This window comes from Streptococcus pseudopneumoniae (genome assembly GCF_001070815.1).
Taxonomy (GTDB): Bacteria; Bacillota; Bacilli; order Lactobacillales; family Streptococcaceae; genus Streptococcus; species Streptococcus pseudopneumoniae_P.
In genome coordinates this window covers 82,252-99,062 of record NZ_JVLX01000058.1, presented here as the reverse complement: position 1 = coordinate 99,062, position 16,811 = coordinate 82,252, and the positions used below count along the sequence as shown (strand labels likewise).

Annotated in this window: 15 protein-coding genes and 1 tRNA gene (1 of these 16 running past the window's edge); 4 read left to right on the top strand and 12 right to left on the bottom strand. The window is 41.6% G+C overall.

Annotation, left to right across the window (positions count from 1 at the left end; all coding sequences use genetic code 11):
- The 8 genes from ADG81_RS07290 to ADG81_RS07255 form a co-directional block, all read right to left on the bottom strand.
- Positions 1-668, bottom strand: part of the annotated coding region (locus ADG81_RS07290) for a LysM peptidoglycan-binding domain-containing protein (protein WP_049551347.1) (this coding region is incomplete at its 3' end). The annotated region extends 135 nt beyond the left edge of the window; 668 of its 803 annotated nt are in view.
- Positions 669-1,025: 357 nt separating this feature from the next.
- The gene (gene vex3, locus ADG81_RS07285) at positions 1,026-2,405 is read right to left on the bottom strand and encodes an ABC transporter permease subunit Vex3 (RefSeq protein ID WP_049551346.1); all 1,380 of its coding nucleotides are present in this window, start codon (positions 2,403-2,405) and stop codon (positions 1,026-1,028) included.
- Between the two features lie 55 nt (positions 2,406-2,460).
- Complete coding sequence (vex2, locus tag ADG81_RS07280) at positions 2,461-3,108, bottom strand: ABC transporter ATP-binding subunit Vex2 (RefSeq protein ID WP_000173725.1); 648 nt, start codon at positions 3,106-3,108, stop codon at positions 2,461-2,463.
- Between the two features lie 127 nt (positions 3,109-3,235).
- The gene (locus ADG81_RS07275; protein ID WP_049551345.1) at positions 3,236-4,513 is read right to left on the bottom strand and encodes an ABC transporter permease; all 1,278 of its coding nucleotides are present in this window, start codon (positions 4,511-4,513) and stop codon (positions 3,236-3,238) included.
- 136 nt (positions 4,514-4,649) lie between these two features.
- Positions 4,650-4,735 (bottom strand) — tRNA-Leu (locus ADG81_RS07270).
- Positions 4,736-4,815: 80 nt separating this feature from the next.
- Positions 4,816-5,391 carry a cysteine hydrolase family protein gene (locus ADG81_RS07265; RefSeq protein ID WP_049551344.1) on the bottom strand — a complete coding sequence of 192 codons (576 nt, stop codon included), beginning with the start codon at positions 5,389-5,391 and terminating at the stop codon, positions 4,816-4,818.
- Complete coding sequence (codY, locus tag ADG81_RS07260) at positions 5,391-6,179, bottom strand: GTP-sensing pleiotropic transcriptional regulator CodY (protein ID WP_000940738.1); 789 nt, start codon at positions 6,177-6,179, stop codon at positions 5,391-5,393. The genes ADG81_RS07265 and codY overlap by 1 nt, the downstream gene beginning before the upstream one ends.
- Before the next feature lie 255 nt (positions 6,180-6,434).
- On the bottom strand, positions 6,435-8,009 hold the full coding sequence (locus tag ADG81_RS07255) for a DEAD/DEAH box helicase (protein WP_049551343.1): 1,575 nt from the start codon (positions 8,007-8,009) through the stop codon (positions 6,435-6,437).
- Positions 8,010-8,338: 329 nt separating this feature from the next.
- Between ADG81_RS07255 and ADG81_RS07250 the strand changes: the two genes are divergently transcribed.
- From ADG81_RS07250 to ADG81_RS07235, 4 genes are all read left to right on the top strand, one after another.
- Positions 8,339-9,655: an FAD-containing oxidoreductase gene (locus ADG81_RS07250; protein WP_000958933.1), complete on the top strand. Its 1,317-nt coding sequence runs from the start codon at positions 8,339-8,341 to the stop codon at positions 9,653-9,655.
- Positions 9,656-9,904: 249 nt separating this feature from the next.
- Positions 9,905-11,248, top strand: coding sequence for a lipid II isoglutaminyl synthase subunit MurT (murT, locus tag ADG81_RS07245; protein ID WP_049551342.1), 1,344 nt, complete (start codon positions 9,905-9,907; stop codon positions 11,246-11,248).
- Complete coding sequence (gene gatD / locus ADG81_RS07240; RefSeq protein WP_049551341.1) at positions 11,248-12,030, top strand: lipid II isoglutaminyl synthase subunit GatD; 783 nt, start codon at positions 11,248-11,250, stop codon at positions 12,028-12,030. Before murT ends, gatD begins: the two co-directional genes overlap by 1 nt.
- A 127-nt stretch (positions 12,031-12,157) precedes the next feature.
- Entirely contained in the window at positions 12,158-13,240 is a 1,083-nt protein-coding gene (locus ADG81_RS07235) for a M24 family metallopeptidase (RefSeq protein WP_049551340.1), read from the top strand.
- Positions 13,241-13,495: 255 nt separating this feature from the next.
- Here the strand turns inward: ADG81_RS07235 and ADG81_RS07230 are convergent, their stop codons facing one another.
- The 4 genes from ADG81_RS07230 to ADG81_RS07215 all read right to left on the bottom strand — a co-directional run bounded on the left by ADG81_RS07230 (position 13,496) and on the right by ADG81_RS07215 (position 16,697).
- Entirely contained in the window at positions 13,496-13,957 is a 462-nt protein-coding gene (locus tag ADG81_RS07230; RefSeq protein ID WP_049551339.1) for an ECF transporter S component, read from the bottom strand.
- Complete coding sequence (locus ADG81_RS07225) at positions 13,935-14,708, bottom strand: bifunctional hydroxymethylpyrimidine kinase/phosphomethylpyrimidine kinase (RefSeq protein WP_049551338.1); 774 nt, start codon at positions 14,706-14,708, stop codon at positions 13,935-13,937. Before ADG81_RS07225 ends, ADG81_RS07230 begins: the two co-directional genes overlap by 23 nt.
- Positions 14,698-15,447, bottom strand: a complete 750-nt coding sequence (gene truA, locus ADG81_RS07220; protein WP_049551337.1) for a tRNA pseudouridine(38-40) synthase TruA — start codon at positions 15,445-15,447, stop codon at positions 14,698-14,700. The genes ADG81_RS07225 and truA overlap by 11 nt, the downstream gene beginning before the upstream one ends.
- Before the next feature lie 98 nt (positions 15,448-15,545).
- On the bottom strand, positions 15,546-16,697 hold the full coding sequence (locus ADG81_RS07215; protein ID WP_049551336.1) for an MFS transporter: 1,152 nt from the start codon (positions 16,695-16,697) through the stop codon (positions 15,546-15,548).
- Positions 16,698-16,811: the final 114 nt, after the last annotated feature.

Below are 16,811 nucleotides of genomic sequence, written 5' to 3'. Positions count from 1 at the left end.
GCTGGTGTCGATGGAGTCTCTTCTTTCGGTGCCGGTGTCACTGGCTCTTCCGCTTTCGGTGCCGGTGTCGCTGGTTCCTCTGCTTTCGGCGCTGGAGTCGCTGGCTCTTCCACTTTTGGCGCAACTGAGACTGAGGTTTCTGATTTCGGTGCTGATACTGCTGGTGTTTCCACAACTACTGGTGTCGTTTGTTTAACAGTAGTAGTTTGCTCTCCAGTTACAGTATCTGTCTTTGTTTCAACTTCATAACTTTGACGGCTACCAGAATTATCAATCGACACTTGCTGTCTTTTTACTTCTGTATTTCCATCTTTTAGAAAAGCCTCTTCGCTAAAATACAATTGATTATTAGCAAAAATCAAATCTCTATTTGCAATACGATTTATCTCAACCAAACTATCAACAGATAGCCCCGTTGCCCCACTAATAGCACTCAGTGTATCTCCCCACTTAATTGTGTAGTGTGATAAATTGTTTATATTTTGAATATCAGCTTTTACTTCTGCAACTGTTCTGGCTACCCAAACACCATCTTGTTCACTGGCTGACACAGTTGGAGCTAAAAAGCCCAGACCTAGCAAAATGACACCTGTCGCAACAATTGCACCAGTTCTCAATTTTCTAAAGCCACGTAGGGACAAGCTTCCTCTAACATTTGTTTGTCTCATAATGTTTATTTTTCCTCACTATTCTATATTTTCCAAAGTAGACCCTACCTAGGTCTACTAGCCTATGTTTGCGATATGGGTCGGCTTCTACAGATTTATCTATCTATTTTCAAGATAAGATTTCTATAGATTTTTATGCACAATTCCATATATAAGTTACGAAACCCCTTTCTAATAAATTCCATAGCTTTAGTATATCATATTTAAACACTAAAGTACAAAGAAAGCAACTGAAAGCAATGATTTTCACCACTGCTTTCGGTTCTATTTTGAATTGTTAAATAGCCATTCTCTATCCACCGTTCTTGAATAGAAAAACAAGATGCTGTCTCTATTTCCAGACTAATTTTTTCAAACTTATTCGCTATCCAGCAGAAGCTCTTTTGGTTGTTTTCTAAGGAGATTGCTTGAAGCAAGCGCCATGACGGCCACCACCAGAACCAAGGCAAGGACAAAGACGATGATAAAGTCTGATGTCTGAATGGAAATGTCTAGGCTCGACAAGGTCTTGCTAAAGCCATCTACTTCTGCACCACCACCAAGGTTAGAGGCTTGAGCAGCCTTGCTGGCTTGCTTGGCAACACCTGAAGTGACATTGGCAAGAACAGTATTTCCGATTGCACGCGCTGTGTAAGTAGCTAAGAAGTAAGCAGAAACAAGAGCAGGGATGGCAATCAAGATGGATTCAGTGATGAATTGCCCCAAGATACTTGCCTGCTTGAGACCAATAGAGAGGAGAATACCCACTTCCTTGCGACGGGCATTGATCCAAAGGCTGAGTAAGAGGGCAAGGAGAAGGACTGAGAAGCTCAAGCTACCCCAGAAGAGGAGGTTGGCCATCTTGTACATACCAGAGATGGATTGCTCAAGAGCTGGGTAGTTAGATGAGCTCTTCACAAGTGTGTAGCTCTTCCAGTTGATACCACTGATGCCATTCAACTCTTTCATAACATCATCCAAGTTCTTATCCGCTGTTACAAAGAAGGTTGCGTCCCCATAAATAGCCGTTTCTTCTGTATAACCATATAGTTTAGCCGCCGTATGGATGTCTGTGATAGCTGTGTTTTCGTATAGTTCTTGTGAGTAGGTTACTGCCGACTTATTATGACCATCAAAGAGCCCCTTGATTGTCACTTCAACTGTTTCCTTGGCACCTTTTTCATTGTCTGCATCGTAGATATTAGAGTCTAGTTTGACCTTGTCCCCTACTTTCCAGCCGTGTTTGGCTGCCAAGTCCTTGTGCAGGAGGATCTTGTCCTTGTCGTCGTTTGTTAAGTGCTCACCTTCGACCAACTTATAAGAACCAGAGACAAACTTGTCTTCTTTAGAGGAGTCATTGACACCTGTAATCATCAAGCTACTTCCAAAATGTTTGGCACGGTCAGGTGTCAGATTTTTCTTGGTATCTGGCGTTTCGATGAGTTCATAGCCAGTCAAATCCCCAATAGCGTTGATGCGTTTAACATAAGACTCAATGGCCTTGTTTTCGGTGATTTTTTTGATATCTTCACCCTTGATATTCCCAGCACCACGTGGCGTTCCTTGATTGACGCGACGATTGATTTGCATGGAGAAGCTGTTGGTGATATTTTTAAAGGTCTCCTGAGAAGCCTTGGCAGTAGCTCCCTTGATTGACAAGCCAACCAAACTCAAGCTCGCCATGAGGAGAATAATCAGGAAGATGACAATCGATTTGAAAAACTTCCTTGTAACATAAGCAAATGCGTTGTGTAACATAGGTTCCCTTTCTAGATGTTATTCTATTTTATAGTTCGAACAGAAAAAGCTCATATTATTTCGTAGTATTGCGAGTTTCAGTCAGTTTCTTATCCTTCAATTCAAGTGTAATATCTGACGCCTGTGCCACTTCTTTACTGTGGGTGACGACGATGACACATTTACCTGTTTTCTGGGCAAGTGATTTGAGCAGTTCGACAATATCTCCAGCAGTTTTAGGGTCCAGATTTCCCGTTGGCTCATCCGCGAGAATAACTGGAGCTTCTGATACCAAACTGCGCGCAATGGCCACACGTTGCTGTTGACCACCTGATAACTGGAGAACATTCCGCTTGATCTGACTTTCATCCAAACCAAGCTCAAGAAGTGTATCCTTGCTTGCTTTTTTGTTGACCAAGCGGATATTTTCCAGCGGAGAAAGATAATCTATCAAGTTATAATTTTGAAAGACCAAGGAAATATGGTGCATGCGATGGTAAGAATAGCCCTTCTTACGAATGTCCTCTCCTTGGAAAAGGATAGAACCTTCAACAGGACTATCTAGACCAGCAAGGAGGGACAAGAGAGTGGATTTTCCTGCTCCTGACTCACCAATGATACTGTAAAATTTCCCGGGTTCAAAATTATAATTGATCTGATATAAAACTGCCTCAGCAGTGTTCTTATAACGGTAGGTAAGGTCTTGTAATTGTAATAAAGTCATGATTTCTCCTTCTTATACTCAATGAAAATCAAAGATCAAACTAGGAAGCTATCCTCAGGTTGCTCAAAGCACAGCTTTGAGGTTGCAGATAAAGCTGACGCGGTTTCAATTTGATTTTCGAAGAGTATTAACTAATAGATGATAAAATTTCTTTAGGCGATTTTCTAAATAAGAATAGGAAACAAAGAGCTACAGATAAGCAACTAAGCAGGACTAGAAAAACATAGGATTCTGCAAAAGATAGGATGTTGGCTGATAAACCACTTGCTTTAGTTAGCGTGTCTTGTAAGGCTACCTGATCTCCACTTGCTAGTAGGGTTTGGAGTAGGTAAGATGTGATTGCATTTCCTGCAACAAATGCTGGAAGCAAAGCACCGAGAGACACCAAAACAACCTCTAAACAAAATTGTAGGAAGATCGAGCTCTTGCCTTTTCCAAGTGCAAGTAAAATTCCCACTTCGTAGACCCGTTCTCTCAACCAGAGAGACAAAACAAGAATTAAGGCTCCTGCTCCTGCTATCAACATCCCATAAAGGAAAATGGTCAGAAAGGTTTGGAAAGTTGCAACTGAGTCTTTGATTTGTTCAAAAGCCTTGTTTTCCTTTTCGACTTGATAGCCTTGATTTTCCAAAGACAAGTTTTCTACCTGCTTCATGAGTCCGTCCATTTCCTTAGGATTTTCTACATAAAAGCGAGCTGCACTGACTAGAGATTCACCATTTCCCAAAAGGCTTTGGCTACTTTCATAGTCTGTAAAGACTTGATTTTCACTGAAGTCAGAAGACAAACCTGTAAATTTCTCTTGTTTTTTACCAGAAAAGATGCCGACAATCTCAAACTCGACAGTTTGTCCTTTACCAGCTTCTGACTGACCAGCATCTAAGGCAATCTTGTCATGAAGGGAAAGACTATTCTTCTTAGCCAATTCTTCGTGGATGATGATTTTCTTTGAATCCCCTTTTTGAAGGTGTCGACCTTCTTTTAAGTTGAAAGCTGAACTGGTAAAGGTGACATCCTTGGATGAATCCTCAAGAGCCGTTAAGCTAACCAAGTTCTTGTCCGCAGCTGACAAATCATCACGCTCCACACTCTGCTCGCCACTCACTGCTTCCTTGTCTTTTAGTTTTGCGACCATCTCGAGTTCAGGAGAAACATTTTCCAGTCCCTTAATCTTGCTTACAGATGCTAGGTCTGACAACTTGAAAGTCTGCCCATTTTCTATCTTCTTAATAGAAAAAGAGGTATTGAGTGATTTGTAAAGATTGGTTTCAACTGTTTTGTTGGACTTCATCAGAGTCAAACAGGCTGAAATTCCAGCCAATAGGACCAATAAAATCAGAAATAAAATAAAACTTCTCAGTCGTTTTCTGCTGACATAAGCCCAAGCTCTTTGGATTGGATTCATTTGTCACCTCCATATTTGTAAGACTATTATAAAATCCAAATATGAAATGTTTATGAAATACAAAAAAAGAGCAAAAATTTTTTGCTCTACTTGAATTAGATGAAAAAAGAGCTAGCTTAAGCTAACTCTTATCCTATGCGGAGAGAGGGACTTGAACCCTCACGACCTAAAGCGGTCACAGGATCCTTAGTCCTGCGCGTCTGCCAATTCCGCCATCCCCGCGTCGATTACTTTACTAGTATATCAACTTTTAGGATGCTTGTCAACACTTTTTTTCAATTTTTTTCATTTCATCAACCAAATTACTCTGAAATTTCATTTAGATTTTCATCTATTAACTTAGCTCCGAGTGTATTTTTGAAATGACCTAGGGCAAATTGATGATTTTCAGACCAGATGGAAGCAACAGCTGGTTTAACAATCTCGATGTCATATCCTAGATTATAGGCATCTATAGCTGTATGCAGGACACAGATATCCGTCAAGACTCCGGTTAAAATAACTGTAGAAATTCGACGCTCTCTCAAACGGATATCCAGGTCAGTCCCTGAAAAAGCTGAGTAATGGCGTTTATCCATCCAAAAGACACGACTGTCTGAACCATGCTCTTGATAAAATGTCCCCAAATCTCCGTATAAATTCCGTCCACTAGTCCCAATCAAATTGTGAGGAGGAAACAGCTTGCTTTCTGGATGAAAACAATCGTTTTCTTCATGAGCATCAATGGTAAAGAAGATGTAGTCTCCTCGTTCAAAAGCTAATCGAGTCACTTTGCTAATGGCTTCTGAAATTGCCTGAGCTGGAGCACCTGCTGTCAGCTTCCCACTATCAGCAACAAAATCTTCTGTATAATCAATCGAAATCAAAGCCTTAGTCATTAGTAATCTCTTTTCTTCACTTCTTCAAAAATATCTGAAATCAAGACCTTAAGATAGGTTCCCTTCATTCCAAGTGAGCGACTTTCAATAATCCCTGCAGACTCAAGTTTACGAAGGGCATTGACAATCACAGAGCGAGTGATTCCGATACGATCTGCAATCACTGACGCAGTCAACTGCCCTTCATTTCCATTTAATTCCCCTAAAATTGCTGAAACAGCACGGAGTTCGGAGTAAGAAAGGGTATTAACCGCCATGGTAACAGCAGTACGGCGGCGGATATTTTTCTCATCTTCTTCACGCTGGAAATTAAGGAGTTGAATCCCAACAACGGTACTCGCAATCTCAACAAGAATCAAGTCCTCGTCTTCGAATTTTTTATCATTGCGCCAAATAATCAAAGAACCAAGTCGAATCCCTGATACATGAATCGGTGCTATAGTCGTCAAACCATCTGGAAAGTCGGCACGACTTTCCACAGGAAAAATACTTAAATCATGATCAACTGTCAGATTGGCTTCTGTATCGTAAATCATGTTCGCACCTTGAATGTAGTCATCCGGGAAAATTTTAGTTTGGAAGAATTGCTCTACACGATCTGTATTGGTTTTGTAACGCATAAAATAGCCAAGGAGACGTCCCTTGCTATTAACGATACAGGCGTTACAGTCAATAATATCTGCCAATTGACGGGTAATCGCATTGTATGGAAGTTCTTCCTGCAACTGCTCCTCTGAGCGCTTCAGGATAGAAGTAATTTTTCTAGTTTTTTCTAATAAATGTGCCATTTTTCACCTCGAATTTAATCGCTATCATTATAACATAAACAGCTTGAATTTTCAATTATTATCTGAAAATTGCTTATTTAATTGCAATTTGAAAAAACAAGAATATTTTTAATTAAATTGCTTCTTTTCTATTGACAAGCTCCCTATTTTTGTGTATTATAATATTACAAGAAGATAATATATCTATTTTATTTATCTTTCTTTTCCATTCGGTCTCCTTATATAAAAAAGCGATTCATTTTGAACCGCTTTTTCTTATTTATCGCCCTTGTTACGAATAACAAAGCCTGTTTGCTTTTCGCTTGAAGTATTACGTGGTTTTTTATTATCCTTACGGTAACGTTTTTCCTTATCAAAACGATCATTGCCACGACTTCCTTTTTTGAAATCATCACGACGACCATTGCCACGGCGATCACGGTCTCGACGGTCATCCCCACGACGGCCTCCACGACCTCCCTTAGCTTTACCACCGAAGCCATTACCTGATGGTTTAAATGGCAGTGGTTTTTCACGTGCAATCTCTACCTCAGGAAGGCTATCTGGATCTTGAACAGTCAGACTCAAGATATACATTGCCAATTCTTCTGGAGTAAATTCGGCAGCCAGCTTACGAGCATCCTTACCAAATTTCTCAAAGTTGGCACGGATAGTCTCATCTGCAAAATCACGTTCGATTTTCTTGAGAGCTACGTGTTTTTTAGCTTGGAAGGCTTCTTCTGCACTTGCAGGTTTGAGACCTTTCATGCGTTTCTTAGTCAAGTTTTCAATGATTTGAAGGTAGCCCATTTCATTTGGTGAAACGAAGGTAATAGACTGACCTGACTTACCAGCACGACCTGTACGACCGATACGGTGAACATAACTTTCAGGATCTTGTGGAATATCGTAGTTATAGACATGGGTCACACCTGAAATATCCAAGCCACGCGCTGCAACGTCTGTCGCAACCAAAACATCAAGATTGCCATTTTTAAAGTCACGAAGGACACGAAGACGTTTGTTTTGATCTAGGTCTCCATGAATTCCTTCTGCACGGAAGCCACGGATTTTCAAACCACGAGTCAATTCATCTACACGGCGTTTTGTGCGCCCAAATACGATAGCAAGTTCAGGCTGTTCCACATCCATAAGACGAGTCATGGTGTCAAATTTTTCTTGTTCTTTAACTCGGATGTAGTATTGGTCAACCAATTCTGTGGTCAATTCCTTAGCAGCAATCTTCACATGCTCAGGTTCTTTCATAAATTGAACACCAATACGTTTGATAGCATCTGGCATAGTTGCTGAGAAAAGTAAGGTTTGACGGCTTTCAGGGACACGAGAAATGATAGCTTCGATATCTTCAAGGAAGCCCATGTTGAGCATTTCATCCGCTTCGTCAAGGATAAGAGTTTCAATATCTTGTAATTTCAAGGCCTTGCGTTTAATCAAGTCCAAGAGGCGACCTGGTGTTCCCACCACGATATGGGCACCAGATTTAAGAGCCTTAATTTGTTTTTCAATGCTTGATCCGCCATATACTGAGCGGACTTTGACTCCCTTACTACGACCAAAACGGAAGAGTTCTTCTTGACTTTGGACAGCTAGTTCACGAGTTGGAGCGATAACCAAGGCTTGGATGGTCGCTTCTTCTGTACGGATTTTTTCAAGGGTAGGCAAGCCAAATGCTGCTGTTTTCCCTGTACCAGTCTGTGCTTGACCGATAACATCCTTGCCTTCAAGGGCCAAAGGAATGGTTTGTTCTTGGATCGGACTGGCTTCTACAAAACCAGCTTTTTCAATCTCTGCTAGCAAATCAGCAGACAAGTTTAATTCATTAAATTTCACGTTATTCTTCTTTCTAAAGGTGGTGCGAAGCCACCCTATAGGGCTTAGTTTATACTTTTCTTTTTATGACGTATTTTCATATACTGGATATAAAATCGTGTTGCTTCTTTTCCACAAAAGAAAAGTACTGTTTTCTTTGCAACTTATCTAGTATAACACAAGAGAGAAGCAAAAGATAGCCCAATCCATCGATAAACTCATGTAAACGATTTTTCTGAGAAAGTAAGGCTATAATTTCAACTATTTCATAAACTTTTTTAAAGCGTAGCAGAATTGTGCAAAAGTTTTTTTCTTATGCTAGAATGAAATTCGAATAGGAGGAACTCTAAATGTTAACTTATGATTTAATCGTTATCGGATTTGGTAAAGCTGGTAAAACACTAGCTGGTAAATTGGCTTCAGCTGGCAAAAAAGTTGCCCTCGTTGAACGTAGCAAAGCTATGTACGGTGGAACTTGTATCAACATCGGATGTATTCCAACTAAAACCTTGCTAGTTGCTGCTGAGAAGGACTTATCTTTTGAAGAAGTCATTGCTACCAAAAACACTATCACTGGTCGCCTCAACGGTAAAAACTATGCGACTGTTGCTGGTACAGGCGTAGATATCTTTGATGCGGAAGCTCACTTCCTTTCAAATAAAGTCATCGAAATCCAAGCTGGTGATGAAAAGAAAGAACTGACTGCTGAAACAATCGTCATCAACACTGGTGCTGTTTCAAACGTCTTGCCAATCCCTGGACTTGCTACAAGCAAAAACGTCTTTGACTCAACAGGTATCCAAAACTTGGACAAATTACCTGAAAACCTTGGAGTCCTTGGTGGTGGAAATATCGGTCTTGAATTTGCCGGCCTTTACAACAAACTTGGAAGCAAGGTCACAGTCCTAGATGCCTTGGATACATTCCTACCTCGTGCAGAACCTTCCATCGCAGCTCTTGCTAAACAATACATGGAAGAAGACGGTATTGAATTGCTTCAAAACATCCGTACTACTGAAATTAAAAACGACGGTGACCAAGTGCTCGTTGTGACTGAAAACGAAACTTACCGTTTCGATGCCCTTCTTTACGCAACTGGACGCAAACCAAATGTAGAACCACTTCAACTTGAAAATACAGATATTGAACTAACTGAACGTGGTGCTATTAAAGTAGACAAACATTGTCAAACAAACGTTCCTGGTGTCTTTGCAGTTGGAGATGTCAACGGTGGCCTTCAATTTACTTACATTTCACTTGATGACTTCCGTGTTGTTTACAGCTACCTTGCTGGAGATGGCAGTTACACACTTGAAGACCGTCTCAATGTACCAAACACCATGTTTATCACACCTGCCCTTTCACAAGTTGGTTTGACTGAAAGCCAAGCAGCTGATTTGAAACTTCCATACGCCGTTAAGGAAATCCCTGTTGCAGCAATGCCTCGTGGTCACGTAAACGGAGACCTTCGCGGAGCTTTCAAAGCTGTTGTTAATACTGAAACAAAAGAAATTCTTGGAGCAAGCATCTTCTCAGAAGGTTCTCAAGAAATCATCAACATCATCACTGTTGCTATGGACAACAAGATTCCTTACACTTACTTCACAAAACAAATCTTCACTCACCCAACCTTGGCTGAGAACTTGAATGACTTGTTTGCGATTTAAGTTGAGATTTAATCGTATCGAACAGCCCTCTGAGGGCTGTTTTCATTTCTGCGAAATCTCATACTCTTCGAAAATCTCTTCAAACCACGTCAGCTTCACCTTGCCGTATATATGTTACTGACTTCGTCAGTTCTATCTACAACCTCAAAGCAGTGCTTTGAGCAACCTACGACTAGCTTCCTAGTTTGCTCTTTGATTTTCATTGAGTATCAAATCTGTCTTTTCCCTCTTTTATGATATAATAGAAACATGAAATTAAAAACTACTTTGGGCCTTCTTGCTGGGCGTTCTTCCCACTTCGTTTTGAGCCATCTTGGCCGTGGAAGTACGCTCCCAGGAAAACTTGCCCTTCAATTTGATAAAGATATTTTACAAAATCTAGCTAAGAACTACGAGATTGTCGTGGTCACTGGAACCAACGGGAAAACCCTGACAACTGCCCTCACTGTCGGCATTTTAAAAGAGGTTTATGGTCAAGTTCTGACCAACCCAAGCGGTGCCAACATGATTACAGGAATTGCGACAACCTTCTTAACAGCCAAATCTTCTAAAACTGGGAAAAATATTGCCGTCCTAGAAATCGACGAAGCCAGTCTATCTCGTATCTGTGACTATATCCAGCCAAGCCTTTTTGTCATCACGAATATCTTCCGTGACCAGATGGACCGCTATGGTGAAATTTACACAACTTACAAGATGATTTTGGATGCCATTCGTAAGGCGCCTACGGCTACTGTTCTCCTTAATGGAGACAGTCCACTTTTCTACAAGCCAGCTATTCCAAATCCTGTACAGTATTTTGGTTTTGACTTAGAAAAAGGACCCGCTCGAGAAGCTCACTACAATACAGAAGGAATTCTCTGTCCTGACTGCCAAGGCATCCTCAAATATGAGCACAATACCTATGCCAACTTGGGGGCCTATATCTGTGAAAATTGTGGCTGCAAACGTCCTGATCTCAACTATCGCTTGACAGAACTAGTTGAGTTGACCAACAATCGCTCTCGCTTTGTCATTGACGGACAAGAATACGGTATTCAAATCGGTGGTCTCTACAATATCTACAACGCCCTAGCTGCAGTTGCTATCGCCCGTTTCCTTGGTGCAAATCCACAACTCATCAAGCAGGGATTTGACAAGAGCCGTGCAGTCTTTGGACGCCAAGAAACCTTCCATATCGGTGACAAGGAATGCACCCTCGTCTTGATTAAAAATCCAGTCGGTGCGACCCAAGCTATCGAGATGATTAAACTAGCTCCTTATCCATTTAGCCTATCTGTACTCCTAAATGCCAACTATGCAGATGGAATTGACACCAGCTGGATCTGGGATGCTGATTTTGAACAAATCACTGACATGGACATTCCCGAAATCAACGCTGGCGGTGTTCGCCATTCTGAAATTGCACGTCGTCTACGAGTAACAGGCTATCCAGCTGATAAAATCACTGAAACAAGTAGTCTGGAACAAGTTCTTAAAACCATTGAGAACCAAGACTGTAAGCATGCCTATATCCTAGCAACTTATACTGCTATGCTGGAATTCCGCGAACTGCTGGCTAGTCGTCAGATTGTTAGAAAGGAGATGAACTAATGGTTTATACTTCACTTTCCTCAAAAGCTGGCAATTACCCCTATCAGCTCAACATTGCCCACCTCTATGGGAACCTCATGAATACCTACGGGGACAATGGAAACATCCTCATGCTCAAGTATGTGGCTGAAAAACTGGGAGCCCATGTGACCGTTGACATCGTTTCTCTCCATGATGACTTTGATGAAAATCACTACGACATTGCCTTTTTCGGTGGCGGTCAAGACTTTGAACAAAGTATTATTGCGGACGACCTACCTGCTAAAAAAGAGAGCATTGACAACTACATCCAAAATGACGGTGTGGTTCTGGCTATCTGCGGTGGTTTCCAACTATTGGGTCAATATTATGTTGAAGCTTCAGGGAGACGCATCGAAGGACTAGGGGTCATGGGCCACTACACGCTCAACCAGACCAATAACCGTTTTATCGGGGACATCAAGATTCATAATGAAGATTTCAATGAAACCTACTATGGATTTGAGAATCATCAGGGCCGTACCTTCCTCTCAGATGACCAAAAACCGCTGGGGCAGGTTGTCTATGGAAATGGAAACAACGAAGAAAAGGTCGGCGAAGGGGTTCATTACAAGAATGTTTTTGGTTCCTACTTCCACGGGCCTATCCTCTCTCGTAATGCCAATCTGGCTTATCGCCTAGTCACTACTGCCCTCAAGAAGAAATACGGTCAGGATATCCAACTACCTGCCTATGAGGACATCCTCAGTCAAGAAATCGCTGAAGAATATAGCGACGTCAAAAGTAAGGCTGAGTTTTCTTAAACACAGTGAAACTATATCAAAGAACTCCGTTATCTTGTCGGAGTTCTTTTTGTCTTTTCTTTTACCCTTCTCCCTTGCATTTTCTCTCATTTTTTGCCAAAATAGAGGGGTAGAAAGAAGGTAGCATATGTCTAAATTACAACAAATCGTAACATATCTTGAATCAGAAAAACTAGACGTCGCTGTCGTATCTGACCCCGTCACAATCAATTACCTCACTGGCTTTTACAGTGATCCCCATGAACGCCAAATGTTCCTTTTTGTCCTAGCAGATCAGGAACCTCTCCTCTTTGTCCCAGCCCTTGAGGTTGAGCGTGCAAGCAGCACTGTTTTCTTCCCAGTTGTGGGCTATGTGGATTCTGAAAATCCATGGCAAAAAATGAAACATGCTCTTCCACAACTTGACTTCAAACGTGTCGCTGTTGAGTTTGACAACCTCATCTTGACAAAATATCATGGTTTAAAAACCGTTTTTGAAACAGCCGAGTTTGAAAACCTCACTCCTCTCATCCAACGCATGCGCCTCATCAAATCAGCTGATGAAGTGCAAAAAATGATGGTTGCAGGTCTCTATGCGGACAAGGCAGTTAAGGTTGGTTTTGACAATATTTCTCTTGATAAGACGGAGACAGATATCATCGCCCAAATCGACTTTGCTATGAAGCGTGAAGGCTATGAAATGAGCTTTGATACCATGGTCTTGACTGGTGATAATGCTGCAAATCCGCACGGCATCCCAGCAGCTAATAAGGTTGAAAATGATGCTCTTCTCCTCTTTGACCTCGGTGTTCTGGTCAACGGTTATGCGTCAGATATGACTCGTACAGTCGCTGTTGGTAAACCAGACCAATTCAAGAAAGATATCTATAACTTGACTCTTGAAGCCCAACAAGCTGCTCTTGACTTTATCAAGCCAGGTGTGACTGCCCATGAAGTGGACCGCGCTGCCCGTGAGGTCATCGAAAAAGCTGGTTACGGCGAGTACTTCAACCACCGTCTCGGTCACGGTATCGGTATGGATGTCCACGAATTCCCATCTATCATGGAAGGAAACGACATGGTCATCGAAGAAGGCATGTGCTTCTCTGTTGAACCAGGCATCTATATCCCTGGTAAAGTTGGTGTCCGTATTGAAGACTGTGGTGTTGTTACCAAGGATGGCTTTGACCTCTTTACAAGCACCAGCAAAGACTTGCTTTATTTTGATTAATATTCATCTAATACTCAATGAAAATCAAAGAGCAAACTAGGAAACTAGCCGCAGGTTGCTCAAAACACTGTTTTGAGGTTGTAGATAAGACTGATGAAGTCAGTAACCATATCTAAGGCAAGGCGATGTTGACGAGGTTTGAAGATATTTTTGAAGAGTATAAAATCTTCCCACAATAAAACGCATACTATCAAGGTTTTTCAACACCTGATATTATGCGTTTTTCTTATTTGAAAGACTTTTGACTCAGCCTCTTTACTTAATCTTCTTGATACTTTGACTAAGAATAAATCCTACAATCATCCCTACCATATTTTGCATGAAATTTGTCAGAATTTCTGGTAGGGCTGCAGCCCAGCCATTCATCAATGTAGAACCCAAGGCGTAACCCCCTACCATGGCAATAGTTGCTAAGATAAGGCCTAACCACTGAGTTTTCCCTTTAAATCCTGCAAAAAATCCCTGCAAGCCATGGTTGACCAAGCTAAAGAACATCCACTGAGGGTAGCCTGATAAGAGATCAATCAAGAAACCTGCTAATCCCCCGACTACAGCTCCTTCACGACTACCAAAGTAAAAGGCCGCGAAGAAGACACCCGCATCTAAAAGAGTTAGAATTCCTGTCGGTGTTGGGATTTTTAAGAAATAACCTAGAACCACAGAAAGGGCGGTTAATAGAGATACAAGGGCGATTTTAGTTGTTTTTGTCTGCTTCATATTGTCTTACTCCATACTGATCTGCTTGTGCAATAGCACGAAAAACGAAAGCCTTAGAACTTTCTACTGCTGGTAAAAGTTCATCACCTTTGACCAGGTGACTGGCAATGCTAGAGGCAAAGGTACAACCTGCGCCAGCATTTTGCCCTTGAATGACAGGATTTTCTAGGACTGTAAAGTTTTGTCCATCATAAAAGACATCTACAGCCTTGTCCTGACTAAGGCGATTGCCTCCCTTGATAATGACTGCTGGCGCGCCTAAGTCATGCAATTTCTGAGCTGCAACCTTCATATCTTCCAAGGTTTTAATTTCCTGACCAGCTAATAATTCTGCTTCTGGAAGGTTAGGCGTAATCACGCTGACATGAGGGAAAAAGCGAATCAACTCTTGGCAGAGTTCACTAACTGCTACGTCGTGCGTTTCCTTGCAGACCAAGACAGGATCCAATACCACAGGCACTCCTGGACGTTGTTTGATAAAGTCCAATGCCTTCTCAGCCACACTGACAGTAGGGAGAAGACCAATCTTAATTCCCCCAAACTCCACATCACGCAAGCTATCTAATTCATGTTGAAAAATGGTATCGTCAGTTGGAAAGACTTCAAATCCTTTTTCTGTCAAGGCTGTCAAACAAGTCACTGCTACAAAGCCATGCAAGCCGTTCAAGGTATAAGTAGCCAAATCCGCGGACAAACCACCACCACTAAAAATATCATTTCCAGAAAGTGCTAAAATGCGATTATTCTTCATAACGAATCTCCTTTAAATATAAACCATTTGGTGCTGCAGTGGGACCTGCAAGTTGCCTGTCCTTCTTCTCCAAGATGAGGTCAATCTGCTCTACTAGCATGCGGTTATTGCCGATTTTGAGTAGTGTCCCCACCATATTGCGAATCTGCTTATACAAGAAACCATTTCCTGAAAAGGTAAAGGTCAAAAACTGACCTGTCTCATCAACTGTTAAACTAGCTTCTGTGATGGTGCGAACCTTATCCTCTACACTAGTCCCAGATGCTGTAAAGCCGGTGAAATCATGAGTGCCTTCTAATTTTTTGATAGCCTCCCGCATCCGTTCCACATCAAGCGGATAAGGAAAGTGGGTGGCATAGTGACGGCGCATAGGATTTTTGGGACGTCCTCTATCCACGATAAACTCATAGGTCTTGCTATGCTTGGCATAACGGCAATGAAAATCATCCGCCACAAGCTCAATCGAAATCACATCAATATCTTCAGGAGACTGGGTGTCCAAAGCAAAACGGAGCTTCTCCTCATCCATCTGATAAGGTAGATCAAAATGAATAACCTGTCCCAGAGCATGAACCCCACTATCTGTCCTACCAGCACCGTGAACAGTAATGGCTTGCCCTTTATTTAACCTAGTCAAGGTTTTTTCAATTTCTTCCTGAACGCTACGCGCATGAGGCTGGCGCTGAAAACCAGCAAAGGCGTAACCATCATAGGAAATAGTTGCTTTATATCTCGTCATAACTTCTATTTTATCAAGAAAATAATCTGTAAACAAGGGTCTAAAATAAATATTGTCTGGGTACAAAAATCCCGAAAGAAAAACTTAGGAAACCAATCCTAAGCTCTCTTTTGAAGTAGGTACATGACAAAGATAGAGGTTACAATTAACCAAGATCCTAAGATAGCAAAGACCAACATACCATTGTGAGTTAGTAAGCCAATTGCACCTAGAACAAATGGGGTTGTAAAGGCTCCGAAACTACAGCCTAATACAGCAAATGAAGTTGCTTGATTGAGGAGTTTAGCTGGAATTCGTTCAGAGACAAGTTGAAAGACCGTCGTCAAGGCGACACTATAGGCAAAACCAGCCAGAATACTCCCTGCCACTACCACCCACAAGGATGGAGACAAGGCAATCACGATTTGCCCTAAGCCGAAGGTAATACCAGACCAGAGGAGCAGTTTCTCTTTAAATATTGAAATCAGGAAAGAAAAACTTACACCAGCCACAATCCCGATTAACTGCATGACACTAAGAACAAAACTAGATAACTGGGCATCTCCAAGCCCTCTTTCCACCATCAAACTTGGAATACGGATGGTAATAGCTGTATTGGTACAAACTACAACTGCCGCTTCGATAGCTAGGGTAAAAATCAAGCCTTTCATTTCACGAGTTAAACGACTTGCTTCCTTCGCTTTTTTCTTGACTTCTTTCTTTTCTTTTCCATAAGGGACAAAGAGCAGATAAAGGGTCAGCACCAAAAATCCAGCACTATAGGCCAAGAAGGTAGCTGTCCAACCAAAGGCCAACAACTGACCGACTGCCAAGGTAATGAGAGAAGCTCCTACGACCTCTGCAGAACCGCGTAGTCCTAACATCTGAATGCGCGTTTTTCCTTGATAGCGTTCACTAATAATGGAAATGGCCTTGGCATTGATCATCCCAACACCCAAACCAAAAAGAATCCGTGTTCCAAAGACAAAAGGATAGGCCTGATACCAGAAGGGAGCCGTTCCACTCAGTGATAAAATCAACAAGCCCAAACTAATCTGTAAGCGCTCAGGGAATATTTTTTCTAAGAAACCATTTAGTAATAACATAATCATGATTCCAAAGGATGGCAAGCTCGCTAAGAGCTCAATTTGTTCCTTAGGATAACCTTGATAATAGTCAAACATAGCTGGTAGAGCACTTGAAATCGAAAAGGAGGTAATCAAAACGAGGGAGAGAGCCAAAATACTGACCCGTTCTAAAAATTGTTTCATGAAATCTCTTTCTATATTTCTCTTAATCTTCTATTTTTTGATGGTTATCAAGCAAGAAAAGAAGAAGTCTCTTTGGTGTATAGACTCCTTCTTAAACTCGAAAATGAATCCCTT

What these genes read in the sequence shown, in the direction of transcription:
- vex3 (WP_049551346.1), bottom strand. Translation starts at nt 2,405, where the DNA reads ATGTTACACAACGCATTTGCTTATGTTACAAGGAAGTTTTTCAAATCG.
- vex2 (WP_000173725.1), bottom strand. Translation starts at nt 3,108, where the DNA reads ATGACTTTATTACAATTACAAGACCTTACCTACCGTTATAAGAACACT.
- ADG81_RS07275 (WP_049551345.1), bottom strand. Translation starts at nt 4,513, where the DNA reads ATGAATCCAATCCAAAGAGCTTGGGCTTATGTCAGCAGAAAACGACTG.
- ADG81_RS07265 (WP_049551344.1), bottom strand. Translation starts at nt 5,391, where the DNA reads ATGACTAAGGCTTTGATTTCGATTGATTATACAGAAGATTTTGTTGCT.
- codY (WP_000940738.1), bottom strand. Translation starts at nt 6,179, where the DNA reads ATGGCACATTTATTAGAAAAAACTAGAAAAATTACTTCTATCCTGAAG.
- ADG81_RS07250 (WP_000958933.1), top strand. Translation starts at nt 8,339, where the DNA reads ATGTTAACTTATGATTTAATCGTTATCGGATTTGGTAAAGCTGGTAAA.
- murT (WP_049551342.1), top strand. Translation starts at nt 9,905, where the DNA reads ATGAAATTAAAAACTACTTTGGGCCTTCTTGCTGGGCGTTCTTCCCAC.
- gatD (WP_049551341.1), top strand. Translation starts at nt 11,248, where the DNA reads ATGGTTTATACTTCACTTTCCTCAAAAGCTGGCAATTACCCCTATCAG.
- ADG81_RS07235 (WP_049551340.1), top strand. Translation starts at nt 12,158, where the DNA reads ATGTCTAAATTACAACAAATCGTAACATATCTTGAATCAGAAAAACTA.
- ADG81_RS07230 (WP_049551339.1), bottom strand. Translation starts at nt 13,957, where the DNA reads ATGAAGCAGACAAAAACAACTAAAATCGCCCTTGTATCTCTATTAACC.
- ADG81_RS07225 (WP_049551338.1), bottom strand. Translation starts at nt 14,708, where the DNA reads ATGAAGAATAATCGCATTTTAGCACTTTCTGGAAATGATATTTTTAGT.
- truA (WP_049551337.1), bottom strand. Translation starts at nt 15,447, where the DNA reads ATGACGAGATATAAAGCAACTATTTCCTATGATGGTTACGCCTTTGCT.
- ADG81_RS07215 (WP_049551336.1), bottom strand. Translation starts at nt 16,697, where the DNA reads ATGAAACAATTTTTAGAACGGGTCAGTATTTTGGCTCTCTCCCTCGTT.